Source organism: Sphingobacterium sp. UBA7249 (genome assembly GCF_002472835.1).
Classification (GTDB): domain Bacteria; phylum Bacteroidota; class Bacteroidia; order Sphingobacteriales; family Sphingobacteriaceae; genus Sphingobacterium; species Sphingobacterium prati.
The window spans coordinates 1-14,242 of sequence record NZ_DKST01000032.1; the positions used below are offsets into that span (position 1 = coordinate 1).

Annotated in this window: 16 protein-coding genes; 10 read left to right on the forward strand and 6 right to left on the reverse strand. The window is 39.6% G+C overall.

Annotation, left to right across the window (positions count from 1 at the left end):
* Positions 1–600 precede the first annotated feature (600 nt).
* From B4A24_RS23695 to eno, 4 genes are all read left to right on the forward strand, one after another.
* Positions 601–954, forward strand: a complete 354-nt coding sequence (locus tag B4A24_RS23695; RefSeq protein WP_293947392.1) for a TM2 domain-containing protein — start codon at positions 601–603, stop codon at positions 952–954.
* Positions 954–1,265: a DUF2752 domain-containing protein gene (locus tag B4A24_RS23700; RefSeq protein ID WP_293947393.1), complete on the forward strand. Its 312-nt coding sequence runs from the start codon at positions 954–956 to the stop codon at positions 1,263–1,265. Before B4A24_RS23695 ends, B4A24_RS23700 begins: the two co-directional genes overlap by 1 nt.
* A gap of 229 nt (positions 1,266–1,494) precedes the next feature.
* The gene (gene carA / locus B4A24_RS23705; RefSeq protein ID WP_293947394.1) at positions 1,495–2,595 is read left to right on the forward strand and encodes a glutamine-hydrolyzing carbamoyl-phosphate synthase small subunit; all 1,101 of its coding nucleotides are present in this window, start codon (positions 1,495–1,497) and stop codon (positions 2,593–2,595) included.
* A 210-nt stretch (positions 2,596–2,805) separates the two neighbouring features.
* Entirely contained in the window at positions 2,806–4,101 is a 1,296-nt protein-coding gene (gene eno / locus B4A24_RS23710) for a phosphopyruvate hydratase (RefSeq protein WP_077435516.1), read from the forward strand.
* Positions 4,102–4,282: 181 nt separating this feature from the next.
* Here eno and B4A24_RS23715 read toward each other — a convergent pair whose 3' ends face one another.
* Genes B4A24_RS23715 through B4A24_RS23725 form a run of 3 tightly spaced genes read right to left on the reverse strand, consistent with a single transcriptional unit; the run spans position 4,283 to position 7,008 of the window.
* Complete coding sequence (locus tag B4A24_RS23715; protein WP_293947395.1) at positions 4,283–5,170, reverse strand: DUF72 domain-containing protein; 888 nt, start codon at positions 5,168–5,170, stop codon at positions 4,283–4,285.
* Positions 5,167–6,363: an MFS transporter gene (locus B4A24_RS23720; protein ID WP_293947396.1), complete on the reverse strand. Its 1,197-nt coding sequence runs from the start codon at positions 6,361–6,363 to the stop codon at positions 5,167–5,169. Before B4A24_RS23720 ends, B4A24_RS23715 begins: the two co-directional genes overlap by 4 nt.
* Positions 6,364–6,366: 3 nt before the next feature.
* Positions 6,367–7,008, reverse strand: coding sequence for a YceH family protein (locus B4A24_RS23725; RefSeq protein ID WP_293947397.1), 642 nt, complete (start codon positions 7,006–7,008; stop codon positions 6,367–6,369).
* Between the two features lie 174 nt (positions 7,009–7,182).
* Here B4A24_RS23725 and B4A24_RS23730 point away from each other — a divergent pair, with 174 nt between their 5' ends.
* From B4A24_RS23730 to B4A24_RS23745, 4 genes are all read left to right on the forward strand, one after another.
* A complete protein-coding gene (locus B4A24_RS23730) occupies positions 7,183–8,109 on the forward strand; it encodes a histone deacetylase family protein (protein WP_293947398.1) in 927 nt (308 codons plus the stop codon).
* A gap of 9 nt (positions 8,110–8,118) precedes the next feature.
* Positions 8,119–9,177 (forward strand): nucleoid-associated protein, encoded by a 1,059-nt coding sequence (locus B4A24_RS23735; RefSeq protein WP_293947399.1) that lies wholly within the window; start codon positions 8,119–8,121, stop codon positions 9,175–9,177.
* A gap of 6 nt (positions 9,178–9,183) precedes the next feature.
* Positions 9,184–9,615 (forward strand): DUF3810 family protein, encoded by a 432-nt coding sequence (locus B4A24_RS23740; RefSeq protein ID WP_293947400.1) that lies wholly within the window; start codon positions 9,184–9,186, stop codon positions 9,613–9,615.
* A 59-nt stretch (positions 9,616–9,674) separates the two neighbouring features.
* Complete coding sequence (locus B4A24_RS23745) at positions 9,675–10,340, forward strand: DUF3810 family protein (RefSeq protein WP_293947401.1); 666 nt, start codon at positions 9,675–9,677, stop codon at positions 10,338–10,340.
* 83 nt (positions 10,341–10,423) lie between these two features.
* Here the strand turns inward: B4A24_RS23745 and B4A24_RS23750 are convergent, their stop codons facing one another.
* Both B4A24_RS23750 and lpxB read right to left on the reverse strand, forming a co-directional pair.
* Positions 10,424–11,059: a hypothetical protein gene (locus B4A24_RS23750; protein WP_293947402.1), complete on the reverse strand. Its 636-nt coding sequence runs from the start codon at positions 11,057–11,059 to the stop codon at positions 10,424–10,426.
* A gap of 56 nt (positions 11,060–11,115) precedes the next feature.
* Entirely contained in the window at positions 11,116–12,231 is a 1,116-nt protein-coding gene (gene lpxB, locus B4A24_RS23755) for a lipid-A-disaccharide synthase (RefSeq protein WP_293947403.1), read from the reverse strand.
* 279 nt (positions 12,232–12,510) lie between these two features.
* On the opposite strand from lpxB, the gene B4A24_RS23760 reads away from it, so the two are divergent.
* Positions 12,511–12,816 (forward strand): FtsB family cell division protein, encoded by a 306-nt coding sequence (locus tag B4A24_RS23760; RefSeq protein WP_172394631.1) that lies wholly within the window; start codon positions 12,511–12,513, stop codon positions 12,814–12,816.
* A 106-nt stretch (positions 12,817–12,922) separates the two neighbouring features.
* Here B4A24_RS23760 and B4A24_RS23765 read toward each other — a convergent pair whose 3' ends face one another.
* Positions 12,923–13,633 carry a DUF4397 domain-containing protein gene (locus B4A24_RS23765; protein ID WP_293947404.1) on the reverse strand — a complete coding sequence of 237 codons (711 nt, stop codon included), beginning with the start codon at positions 13,631–13,633 and terminating at the stop codon, positions 12,923–12,925.
* A gap of 194 nt (positions 13,634–13,827) precedes the next feature.
* On the opposite strand from B4A24_RS23765, the gene B4A24_RS23770 reads away from it, so the two are divergent.
* Positions 13,828–14,199 carry a YkvA family protein gene (locus B4A24_RS23770; RefSeq protein WP_293947405.1) on the forward strand — a complete coding sequence of 124 codons (372 nt, stop codon included), beginning with the start codon at positions 13,828–13,830 and terminating at the stop codon, positions 14,197–14,199.
* Positions 14,200–14,242: the final 43 nt, after the last annotated feature.

A 14,242-nucleotide genomic window follows, 5' to 3' on the forward strand; every position in this document is an offset into this window, starting at 1 on the left:
CGCTTCATGACATGAAGCGCCTTTCCTGTTTATATTATTTGCGATAAAAGAATGGGATCAAGTAGATGAAATTTTATGTTTAAAAAATTACTGCCCCCAAACTTTTGGTATAATTCCATTTTTGATGATTGCTCCAATTGGCTGATTATAACGAATCAAGATAAACATTAAAACGGATACATCCAACTACCAACTTATCCGTTATCACAATTTTAAGTCAGTTTTTATTCAGTAATCATTCATTGTTTATTCAGTCTGCACTGAGTGATCACTGAACAAGCACTGAACAATCACTGAATAAGTAATGTCAAAAATCTAAATTTGGTCATACGTTATTTCTGACTAGCTGCAAAAAAAAATTAAAGGAAAAAAAGGAAGAAGCTGCACTTATGTAACAAAAGATCGCATTTGTGCGGTCATAGATCATTCTCCATTAACCGCAGGTAATAACGCGTTGGATATTTTGGGGTTGGAGATGAACTAGCGCGTATCCTCGTAATTCAAAAAATATATGTTTTTTAAGTTTTTTTATTAATTTCAACCTATTATTTAATCCCTGATGGATACTGGTTTTTAGTTCCATCGCCAAACTAAATCTAAATGAAAGCAGAAGATGAAAAATATTGCGTAGAATGTGGCCAGGCAATTAATGTCAAGGCAGAGGTTTGTCCTTTTTGTGGGGTGAGACAGCCTATATTTTACGCAAACCAACCTTTCCAACAGAACCGTAGCATTCAGGATGATCGCTGGTTGCCCGCTTTGTTATTTTGTTTATTTCTAGGCCCCTTCGGTGGACATCGTTTCTATTTGGGACAGATCGGAACAGCGGTTCTCCAATTGGTTACCTTAGGGGGCTGTGGAATTTGGTCGCTGATTGATCTGATCATGATCATTGTTGGTAAATACAAGGATGCAGATGGCCAATACATTAAAAGTCCGATAAACAATAATTAATGGTCTATCTCGTACTGAAATACCTTCGGTTGCATTGGATCTACTCCATCACAATGGGGTATTTTAGTATCGCTATAGCGCTTTATATGGTGTCGGACATTCATATCCTCATTCCTTGTCTCTGGAAGGCGATCTCAGGATATGAATGCCCGGGCTGCGGACTTACAACTGCTTTTATTGCGCTGTTGCAGATGAAATGGGGGGATGCCTGGTCAGCAAATCCAATGATCTTTGTCCTTATCCCGGTATTTATCTTTTTGATTTTGAAAGACTTTCGGCGATTTAAACGTCGATTGTCGCATGCGGACTAAAATAATTGAAAAATGTTTTTCACTTTTAACTGATATGTCGTAACTTTGTCTCCCGTGAAAATTAAAGTAGAGTCTTTATTGGTAGGTGCCTTAGGAAACGGTTTGTCAATCGTGGTAATGCATTGTTAATTAATATTTTAGCCCATTTGAGGGCTTTTTTTATATCCAATAGGAACGGTTTTAAAATTCAGAACAGAAGAGATACACATTTTATAATATTACATCGATAATGACCAACTACAGCAAATTGCCTGCAATTTTAGTTTTAGAAGATGGTACAGTTTATCACGGTAAAGCCGCTGGTAAAATTGGTACGACTACTGGTGAAATCTGTTTTAATACAGGAACAACCGGTTATCAAGAGATTTTTACAGATCCATCTTATTTTGGACAAATCATGGTAACAACCAATGCACATATTGGTAACTATGGTATTGATGAGGATGATACCGAATCAAATCAAATTCAGATTGCAGGATTAGTTTGTAAAAACTACAACATCAACTATAGCCGTAAAATGGCCGACGAATCTATTCAAAGCTATTTTGAAGAAGGAAATTTGGTGGGTATTTCCGATGTGGATACACGTTCATTGGTAAGACATATCCGTGATAAGGGAGCAATGAACGCAATTATTTCTTCCGAAACACTTGATGTAGAAGAATTAAAGAGCCAATTGGCAAAAGTTCCTTCGATGGACGGACTTGAGCTATCTTCTAAGGTAACCACGGCCGAACCTTATTTCTTTGGAAACGAGAATGCCGCTTTACGCGTAGCCGTATTGGATTTGGGAATTAAGAAAAACATCTTGCGCAATTTTGAAGCACGTGACGTTTATACAAAAGTTTTCCCGGCTAAGACAACATTTGAAGAGATGGAAAAATGGAACCCCGATGGTTACTTTATTTCAAACGGTCCTGGAGATCCTGCACCAATGGATTACGCCATCGAAACGGTAAAATCTATTTTGAACGCGCAAAAACCAATGTTTGGTATCTGCTTAGGACACCAGATCTTAGCTTTAGCCAATGGTATCCGTACCAGTAAATTGCATAACGGACACCGCGGAATCAACCACCCAGTCAAAAATATTATTGCTAACCGTTGTGAAATTACTTCGCAAAATCATGGTTTTGGTGTCGTAGCAGAGGATATCCAAAATTCGGAAAATGTTGAGATTACACACGTTAATTTGAACGACCAGTCTATCGAAGGCATCCGTATTAAGGGACAAAAAGCGTTCTCAGTACAGTACCACCCTGAATCATCTCCAGGTCCACATGACTCACGTTACCTGTTTGATGATTTCATAGCAATGATCAAAAACTAGGCAAAGATAATAGTACGTAAAACCCTCCCCATTGTGGAGGGTTTTTTATGGCGTTTATCGAGCCAATTATTCAGATCTGTCATATTTTATTCACAATAAATGACAGATTAAATACATTTTTTGTTATATTTGGTTGGTAAAAATGTCTGTAGGTAAGAGTGTGTCTTATTTACACTAAGTAATGAAAGTAAATTATAGTCTAATAAAGAAATGAGTTTAATTATCGATGTTCATGCGCGTCAAATTTTGGATTCGCGCGGTAACCCTACAATCGAAGTAGATGTTACTACACAAAATGGTTTTGTTGGTCGTGCAGCTGTTCCTTCAGGTGCTTCAACAGGTGTTCACGAAGCAGTGGAATTACGTGATGGCGACAAGTCAAAATACTTAGGTAAAGGTGTTTTGAAAGCTGTTGAAAATGTAAATACCAAAATAGCGAAAGCTTTGGAAGGCGTGGATGTTTTCGAGCAAAACGCCATCGATAAAATCATGATTGATTTAGACGGTAGTGAAAATAAAGGTAATTTGGGTGCAAACGCTATCCTTGGTGTTTCTTTGGCTGTAGCAAAAGCCGCTGCACAAGAATCCCGTCAGCCTTTATACCGTTATATTGGCGGTGTTAATGCGAATACATTGCCTATCCCGATGATGAATATCATCAATGGTGGATCACACTCTGATGCACCTATTGCATTCCAGGAGTTTATGATCATGCCGGTAGGTGCCCCTTCTTTTTCTGAAGCATTACGTTGGGGAACAGAAGTATTCCATACCTTGAAAAAAATCTTACACGACAGAGGTCTTTCTACTGCTGTAGGTGACGAAGGTGGATTTGCTCCAACGTTTGAAGGAACAGAAGATGCAATCGAAACCGTATTGAAAGCGATTGAAATCGCAGGTTACAAACCAGGTCAAGACATCTGTTTGGCATTGGATTGTGCTTCTTCCGAATTCTACAAAGATGGTAAATATGACTATGCTAAATTTGAAGGCGATAAAGGGGCGGTACGTTCTAGCGAAGAACAAGCAAGCTATTTGGCAGAATTGACAGCGAAGTACCCAATTATTTCTATCGAAGATGGTATGGCTGAAGATGACTGGGCTGGCTGGAAAACATTGACTGACAAAATTGGTGATCACGTTCAATTAGTAGGTGATGATCTTTTCGTAACGAATACAAAACGCCTTCAACAAGGTATCGACACGCATACAGCAAACTCTATTTTAGTAAAAGTAAACCAAATCGGTTCATTGACTGAAACGATCAACGCGGTGACTTTAGCACAGAATTCTGGTTACACTTCAGTAATGTCTCACCGTTCAGGTGAAACCGAAGATGCGACGATCGCTGACTTGGCGGTTGCGTTGAACTGTGGCCAAATTAAAACAGGTTCGGCTTCCCGTTCTGACCGTATGGCTAAATACAATCAGTTGTTGCGTATCGAAGAGGAATTGGGTGGTAACGCCCGTTTCATCGGTAAAAACTTTAAATACGCGAAAAAATAGGTTGAACCTATTGCGCTAAATAAAAAGGTCGGATCCATGGATCCGACCTTTTTATTTGCATATAACCGGCCGTATATTATATATGTTTTAACCGGCTTTAGATATTATATTTTAAAAAGTCCATACGCAGATTAATAGGTGCAATAATCGTGCGGCTATTATTTTGCCTTAAATATTGAGATTAAAATAAGGTATTTCCTGTCGCTTTATTCGGGTATTTGAGATTGAGATCAAATGTTTCATTGATTTTTTTGATAAAATGAGTCGCAAGCAACGGCGATTCAATTTCGACATTCTGATGGATAAAAAAGTACAGTTTCTGTAATCCATTATCCCGCCAGAGTTTTAGTACTTCGATCCAATTGTCCAAGCGTTCGTAGTCCGAGGGGTGATTAGCGCCAACGTAACGAATAAATGCGACCGGTGTCGTCAGACGCATATGCAACATGTCTCTTCTTCCGGCCGTATCTACCAATACATTGGTCACTCCGGTTTCCTCCAATAGTGTATAGAGTTCTTTCGTTACTTCAGCTTTCGAAAACCAGTCTTTATTTCGGACTTCCAATGCTAGAGGAACATCCTTCGGCCAGTCGTGTAAGAATAGTTTTAAACGGGCCATGTCTTTTGGATTATAGTTGTCATGCATCTGCAGAAATACCATGCCTAATTTTTCATCAAATCGAACAACGGCATCCGTAAATAGTTTTACCTTATCCGTCGTATTGAGCAATCGGCTGAAATGACTGATGGACTGCGTGACTTTTGGGAAGAACTTAAAGTCTGCCGGTGTTTTCTGTTTCCAGGTTTCTACTTGTTCTCGGCTGGGTGAGTTGTAGAATGTGGCATTCAGTTCGATACTGTTAAACTGATTTGCATAGTAGACAAGTTCGTCTTTCGTTCCCTTTGGATAAAAGCCTTTTAAATCTTGTTTGTTCCATTTTGCGCAGCCAACATACACTTCAAAGGGTTCGTCTTTTTTGAAATGCTGTAAAAGGGCTAAGGTCTCTTTTGGAGTAGGAGGTAGGGTGAAATCTACCTCTTCGGGATGTTCTACTTGGCCAAATTTCATATCGGTTTTTTTCTTAATTTATGATCAAATAATACATGTGCGAGCAATGCCAATAGCGTATACAGAGTTCCGACCGCTATTACACCAGGCCACTGGAAGTGCTGCCATGCCTGCGCTGCAAAAAAGGTGCCTGTTGAACCGCCAATAAAATAGCTGACCATATATACAGTGTTCAGGCGGTTGTTGGCGCCGAGGTTTAGTGCGTAAAAATCACTCTGGTTTAAGATATGCATGGACTGTAGTCCAAGATCGATGAGAATGACGCCGATAATCAGTCCCCAGTAGTAATTCCCGAATAACGCAAAGAGTATCCAGCTAAATACCATTAATAAGATGGCATACAGGATAATTTTAGCGGCACCCATGTATACGGTCATTCGATTAACAAAAGCTGCTGCAAGAGCACCGCAGGCGCCGACAAGGCCAAATGCTCCGGCGGCAGCTGGTCCATCAAAAAATGGTGGTCCTTCGATGTGGAAAACCAAAGTTGTAAAAAATGCGGAGAAAGCGCCAAATCCCATAGCACCGCGAAATGCCGCCAGCTGCAGGACAGGTTGTTTCCTGGCGAAATTCCATACCGAAAGCATCAATTCTTTATAAGTACCCTTAAAATTGGGGCTTACCTCAGGAAGCTTAATGGCAATGGCCAGTGCTGTGATCACCATGATCGCTGTAGCGATCCAATACATTTCGCGCCAGCCGAAATAAGAACCGACAAAACCACTGACGACCCGTGATAATAGGATACCGATCAGTAGTCCTGACATGACCATGCCTATCGCAGCCGCTTGTCTCTCCTTTGAAGCAAGCTCTGCCGCCATTGGTACAAAAACTTGTGGTATCACAGATGTGAAACCGATCAGAAAACTAAAGATCAAGATAGATAGAATCGATTGGGAAAGTGCCATCCCAATCAAAGAAAGGATAATGAATATAAAATCAATCAAGATCATCCTCTTTCTTTTGAACATGTCACCTAGGGGGACTATTAACAACAGCCCGCAGGCATAACCAATCTGTGTTAGCATAGCCGAATTGCTAACTGTGGCTTCACCAACATGCAGATCCTTGGCAATCAGCCCCAACAGTGGCTGATTATAATAGTTATTGGCGACAACCAAACCTGTGGCAAAGGTCATCAGCCATAAAGTAGCTTGGGACAATTGTGTTTTGGAATCAGTACTAGAAATCATTGGTTAATGTAATTCGTTCCACAAATCTTGAAATTTCTGCTTTAATTCAGCGACTTCCTGTTCGAGTTGTTCGATACGCTCCAGAAGTGCCGGATTCGCAACAGCCGAATGTGGGCTGCCTGTACTTTCAAAAACTTCCATATTTACCTCGCCAAGCAGATGAATATAACGCACCTCTTTATGACCCGCTTGTTTAGGGAGCGATTTCAGGTAGCCTTCTTGCGACAGCTTTTCCAATTGTTCAGTAATTTCACTTAATGATTCGAATTCGTAGAGCCTTCCGGCGCTTGAATTAATTTCCCCTGCCGTTAACGGCCCGCGGAGCAGCAATAGACAAATAATAGCCAGTTCGGATGGCACAAGAGGAAATTGTATGGCAAAATTGTGTTTATACTTGGTTACCCTAGATCCACCACCGATAACGGTTGAAATCAATCCTCTCTTTTTCAGGATGTCCAGTGTATTGACGATGTCTTCTTCTGTATATTGAACTACAGGCTTGCGTGAAGTTTTTTGATTGCATGCTGCCTGTAAACTATTGATCGTCATGGGATAATATTCAGGGGTCACCTTTGATTTTTCAATCAGGGAGCCTAGGACACGCTGTTCCATTGCAGACAATTGAGGCAAATTAGTCGTTTCCATGTTATTTTAATGTATCTATTTATGATCGAATATAAGTTTAATGTCAAACGGTGCCCAACATCAACTTGAGGCTTTGTTCTTATCCAAAGATGCCTTTTTTCCCATACAACTCCAAAATATCCGATTGGATATTGTTGGATAAAATGGGATTGCTTTAGTTTTTCTTATCTTCGCATGAATAAAACAAGATTTAAAGTGCTCAAGATAGCTTTTCATCCCGAATTTATCCATCCGGTCAAAGAAGGACATCGTTTTCCGATGTTAAAGTATGAGTTGATCCCGCTGCAGTTAAGGCATGAAGGATTGGCCAATGAAACTAATTTTTTCTGTCCTGAACTGGCAAGTTTTGAGACCTGTTGTCTGGTACATGATCCAAATTATGTGAAGCAACTGTTTGATTTGACATTAGATGCGAAAATGGTACGGCGGATTGGATTTCCGTTAAATAAGGAGTTGGTGGACCGGGAACGCTATATTTTGGATGGGACCATTCAGGCTGCAAAGTATGCGCTCAAATATGGGGTAGCTTTTACAGTTGCCGGTGGTACCCATCATGCGGGGTATGATTTTGGTGAAGGTTTTTGTCTGATGAATGACCAAGCTACTGCTGCAGGTTATTTATTGCAACATGATCGGGCAAATCGAATCCTTATTATTGATCTGGATGTCCATCAGGGAAATGGAACGGCACATATCTTTGAAGGGCACCAACAGGTGTTTACCTTTTCGATGCACGGCGAGAAAAATTATCCCTTTATAAAACAACGTTCCCATCTGGATATCGGTCTTGCGGAACATATTACGGATCAGGAGTATCTGAAAATATTGGAAGAGAATCTGTTGGATTTATTTAGGCGCGTCCAGCCTGATTTTGTTTTTTATCAGGCAGGTGTGGATATCTTAGCAACAGATAAACTGGGCAAATTGAATTTAAGTCCAGCGACCTGTGCACGAAGGGATGAAGTCGTACTGGGTTTATGTCATCAGTTGCATATCCCTGTTCAGGTAAGTATGGGTGGGGGATATTCGCCCCAGATCAGAGATATTGTCAATGCACATTGCCAAACATTTAAAATAGCAATCGATTTATATCATTTATAAAATAAGAATATGTTTTTTCATCAAGACGCAACTTTTGAAGCATTATCCATACACCGTGTGGGAAACAAAGCACAAGACGAATTTTATATCCTGTCAGAGGAGCCGGTATCCCTTGAGGGCGACGAAGTATTGCCCGGACTTTTGATGCAGTATTTTATGAGTCCCTTTGCTAAAGTGAATGAAGTATATCGTCTTTATCATCCCAATGAAGAACTGGATCTGAATGAGGTGTTTTATTTCGTGCGTCAGTACTTTAAAGAACAGCTTTCCTTTCACGATTTCTCCCAGCAGATTTCAAAGCATCTTTACGAAGTGTCCAGCCATCCGAAGATTAAAGCAGGAGAAGTCTATGTGGTGGCACTAAAAAATGTGCAGATAGAAGGCGAGGAACACGACGCGATCGGCATATTTAAATCGGAAAACAAGGAGACTTACCTAAAGGTATATCCTGAACAAGGTGCGTTCACCTTAGAATATGAACAGGAAGCGATTAATATCAATAAGTTGGACAAAGGATGCATCATTATCAATGTTGAGGAAGAGGAAGGTTATAAGGTTCTTGTACTCGACCAGACCAATAGACAGCAGGAAGCCGTTTACTGGAAAGATGAGTTTCTGAAACTGCGCGTACGCAACGACAATTTTAATCAGACCGGAAATTACCTGAAAGTCTATAAGAATTTTGTTCAGGAGAAACTCGATGAAACATTTGAACTCGAGAAAGCCGATAAGATCGATCTGATGAACAAATCAATGAACTACTTTAAGGAGAAGGAAACTTTTGTTCAGGAGGAATTTGAGGAGGAGGTATTGGGTAATCCCCAGGCTATAGCCCTGTTCCAAGATTATAAAGCGGGTTTTGAAGATGAGTTTGATTCACCCTTCCAGTCGAGCTTTGAAATAGCAGACAAAGCGGTTAAAAAGATGGAATCTTCTTACAAATCCGTGCTAAAATTGGATAAGAACTTTCATATCTACGTGCATGGAAAACGGGAGTATCTTGAAAAAGGATTTGATGAAGATAAAGGGATGAACTATTATAAGGTCTATTTCGAAAACGAAAGTTGATGATTTATGATAAAGCGTAGCAAAATAGCCATTCTTACTTTGGTATTATTCATTGGGCTGATATTCTTCTTATCGCTGATCGAAAGCAATAGTTCATGGATCGAAGCGTTTTATGCGCAGGGATTTTACCGGCTTTACGGTTATATTCCGAAGTATATTTTTGGCTATATTCCTTTTAGTGTAGGGGACATTTTTTATGCTTTCGCGCTTATTTTATTGTTTTATTGGCTGGCCAATCTCATCCGGAAGGTATGGCGTAGAAAATGGACCGATGCTGGCCGAGCTTTTTTATTTGTGCTAAACCTGTTGTTTGGACTCTATATTTTCTTTTATATCTCCTGGGGCCTAAATTATTACCGGAAACCAATCAGTATGAATACACAGCTGAAGGTCGATAGCTTGCGGCTCCCGGATTACCCCATGGTGCTTGATGAATAACTGGGTAGTACAAAAGCCTTACGGGAACAGGNNATAGCTTGCGGCTCGCGGATTACCTCATGGTGCTTGATGAATACCTGGATAGTACAAATGCCTTACGGGAACAGGTGGATCCCGCACAATGGGGCCAAAGGAAGGATCACATGCGGGAAGATCTGGCGACCTGGGTGAAAAAAGATACTACATTTTCTTCTTTTTTGTCAGGCAGTCAGATCAACGCCAAATCTCCGTTAAATAGCAGGATCGTTTCTTATTTTGGTGTTTCGGGCTATTTTAATCCGTTCACGCATGAAGCGCAGGTCAACTATGCTATGCCAGCTCTATCTTTTCCTTTTACGTATGTGCATGAGCTCGCCCATCAACAGGGAGTAGGTTTTGAGGATGAAGCTAATTTTATCGCTTTTGTTCGCTTGCAGCATCATCCACAGGCCTTTTATCGTTATTCAGCGTATTTGCAGACAAGCCTTTATATGCTGGGAGAATTACGGGGCATGTACCCGGAGCTTTCTAAAGTCTATCAAAACAAACTGAGTAAAGCGGTGCTGGCGGATGTGGCGGCGGAACGCCTATTTTGGAGCAATTATACGGGCTGGATTAACAACTTGATGGGGCTGTTTTACAACCAATACCTAACACATAACAACCAAAAAGAGGGAATTGCAAGATATGATCGCATGACGAGATTGGTGCTCGCCTATGAACTCAAGAAGAGAGGTTGCAATTAAATTTTATAGCAAAATGAATAGCTATAAAAAAACAGCATCGATCTTAAGATTGATGCTGTTTTTTATGGGCCGTTTCGCTTGCCTTATTGAGTCGAAATCAGTTCAAAGGACCCCTCCGTGCCTGCACTACCAGAGTAGATTTGCCCCTGCGGTAATCCCCTGAGACCCGTAGGCGCAGTTTTGATCCGGTCATAAATGTTTCTTAAGTCTGTGTTTGCATTGACAGCTCTACCACCCGCTACGACATCTGCATAGATGTAATTTGGTGACTTCTTGTCTGTTGTCTGTGGTTTTATACTTCCCGTAACCAGGGTAACCTTGACTTTTCCACCATTTCCATTGGGAAATGTTTTTGTGCCATTAAAAGCATCATCACCTTTCGCAATGATATACAATGATCCTAATTTTTGAAAATTGGCATTGATATCAAAATTAGCGCCATTATTCTTCCCGTCTGTACCATAGAAAGTAGCCTTATTACCGATTTCCGCATAACCTACTGTGATTTTAACATCTTTCTTTCCATAAAAGGAAAGGGTAGCGTTATCCTTCATAATCAATGTGTCGATATGAATAACTGCTGTGGAATCTTTGCTGTCAATATTTTTCTTGGCTTTTTTCCCAATTTCAAGTTTGGAAAAATGCTGTGTCTCCTGCGCTTTACCGAACAAGGTAAATGCGAAGCAAAAAAGAAAGCCTAAAATAAGTTTCGATTTCATAAAGCTTTAATTATATGTAACTAATTAGTAGTTTGACAATTGAAAGCCCAAAGAGTTTAATTTTTACCCAGATATTTTACAATTAATTTAGCTGTTTTTTCCGATGCGCCGGGTGAGCCAAGTTTCTCGGCCAGGATATCGTAATTTTCCAGCACACTCGCCCGATGCGCTTTGTTGTTTATTAATTCACCTACTTCATAGGAAATATCATAAGCTGTACAATCATCCTGGATAAGCTCGCGTACGGAAAGAAAATTATTGATCAGATTGACCAAGGAGATGAACTTTACTTTTACCACAAGCTTTGCTATCCAGACAGATATCGGATTAGCTTTGTAAACCACAACCTGTGGGACTTTCAATATACCTGTTTCCAGGGTTGCTGTGCCGCTAGTGACTACCGCAGCCTCTGCATTGTTGAGGATATCATAAGTTTGATTGAAAACGACCGGAATATCAATACCCTTCAAAAATTGTTTGTAATAAGATTCGTCAAAATTTGGAGCACCGGCAATGACAAACTGATGCACAGGAAAAAAATAGGGGAGTTCGGCCATAATAGGCAGAAGTTTGGTGATCTCCATCTCTCTGCTGCCTGGCAACAAGGCAATAAGTGGTTTGTCTGTAAAACCGTTTTCTTCCCTGAACTTTGGATTAAAAGGATAAGTTGAGATCGCGTCCAATAAGGGGTTGCCTACATAATCGACCGGCATACGCCATTTTTTATAGAAATCCACTTCAAAAGGCAGAATGCAGAACATATGATCAACAATTTTTTTGATCTTTTTGACGCGGCCCTGATTCCATGCCCATACTTTTGGTGAAATATAATAACATGTTTTGATCCCATGTTTTTTTGCAAATTCGGCAATTTTTAGGTTGAAGCCTGGGAAATCGATAAGTATAACAGTATCGGGCTTTTCCTTTAGGAGGTCATTTTTAACGGTTTTCAAGTTTTTGGATATCTTACCCAGATTTTTCAAAACTTCCACAAAACCCATAAAAGCCATTGCCGAGGTATGTATCAATGCTTTTTCTCCAGCCGCTTCCTGCATTAAATCTCCACCTACAATGTTGAAGGTCGCATCGGGATCTTCATTTTTAAGCGCTTTGATCAGATTGGCACCATGTAGGTCGCCTGATGTTTCACCAGCAATAAGATAGTATTTCATAGAAAAATGATTATGTATTGGTGCTGTTTTTCATTGGTAAAAATGAACCCATTGCACTCGGTTTGTTATTTAATGCCATATGGAAGATACAGTCCATTTTTTCGTGTATTTGTGCCTTCCATTCGGGCTATTTAATAGCATGTTGTTTTGACTTGTTAAAGATAATATTATTCTAAAGATATGATGAATTTGAGTGCATTATTCCATATCTTTAATTAAAGATGTTTAACTTTGGAAGAAAATATCGGGAGTCTAAAAGCTAAATAGTATTTTTGTCCTATGCAACGATTATGGTCTTTAATAAGAAACAAGTATTTATTAGCCACTTTGGCGTTTTTGGTGTGGATGTTGTTTTTTGATAGAAATGATTTTGCTACGCAATACAGCTATCAAAAACAAAAGGCCAATTTGGAAACGGAACGGTCTTTTTATCTAAAAGAGAATGCGGCAATTATAAAGACGATCAATGATATACGGTCCAATCCACAGGAGGTACAACGTATCGCTCGGGAGAAATATAAAATGAAGAAAGAAAATGAAGATATTTACGTAATCTCTAAAGTTGCACCCAAAGAAAATCCTTAAAATTTAATATTAAAACATATCGAAATCAGCTTTATATTTTTACAAAATAAAGAAAGACCATCATACCAGTATGATGGTCTTTTCAGTATATAGAAATGGGGTATTTTTAATTTGCTGCTTGAGCTACTAAACCAAGATATAATGGTTTCTTATCATCATTAGCCTTACCGATCAATATCAATGAATAGTAATAGTTTTCAGCCAATTTGACATCCTTCCGGGTTGCAATCGTTTTTCCGGCTTTATCTTTGGCAATGACTGTAAAAGTACCACTTTTTTGTGCGATGAATCCTTGGTGGGCAGTAGCTGAATTTTGGGTTTCTTTCGCACGGTTGGTCCATTCTGATGGAGAAGTCTCACTGCCAACTTGCAGGGTTACCTGATCTGTTCCCTCCGCAAGATTAAAGAAACGTAAACCGGATTCCGTGTTTTTGATTTCTTTGTTGATTTTATCAGTTGTAATCACCTGGACTGGCTTCTCTTTGTTGCCATAAACAAATGAGGTGTATATGGTGCTGTCTTTGATCGTAACTGTTGTATCAACAAGCGCGTTGTTATATTCTGCAGAAACGGCTATTTTTCTAGCTCCAGTAAATAGGCCAACTTGGCTATAGCTTTTAAACTCCAAAGGATAATATGGACTTTGTAATGAGCCCCCGTCGGCATAATATACAACCGCATTAGCATCAGTGTACCCATTGACCATGGTAAAGAGCGCACCAGGAATTCGTTGGTCGTCGTTATCTTTCAGGCAACTGGATAGTAAAAATGTCGCTAAAGCGATGGCAATAAAATTAAATAATCTATAGTTTTTCATAACCGTGTAATATTAAAATCTATTTTTTGTGTAAAACACATTGCGCTTGTGTTGTCTATTATACGGACCTGACATACACTTTGCTACAGTTAGCTACAAAAATAATCAATTTGTGGTTTATTTTATCATAACCCTTATCTAAGAGAAAAAAGGCACAAGCTTTGTTAAATAAAAAATAATCATAATTTTGAGTTATGAACAGTAGAATCAAAAAGATTGCAACAGGCATGTTTGAGCGATTCAGACACCGTAAAATCACTGAAGAGGAACTGGTGCAGGCAGAATCCAAGGCAAAAAATTTAGGGAGTTACGTTGGCGATTTTAAATTATTGATCGCCATGTGCAAGGATGCAATTACAGGTAAGTTTAAAATGAACAGCTGGAATCTATCCATTATTATCGGAACAATTATTTATGTGATTTCGCCAATAGACGCCATCCCTGACTTTATTGCTGTCGGTGGCTGGTTGGATGATGTTGCCATTGTTGCTTATGCGATGCGCAAGCTTTCGGAAGAAATAGCACGCTATAAGCTCGAAAAATTGAACTGTGAAATCAGAAAATAAAAAAAGCTACTTTTTAAAAGTAGCTTTTATTTTTACTGAGAAA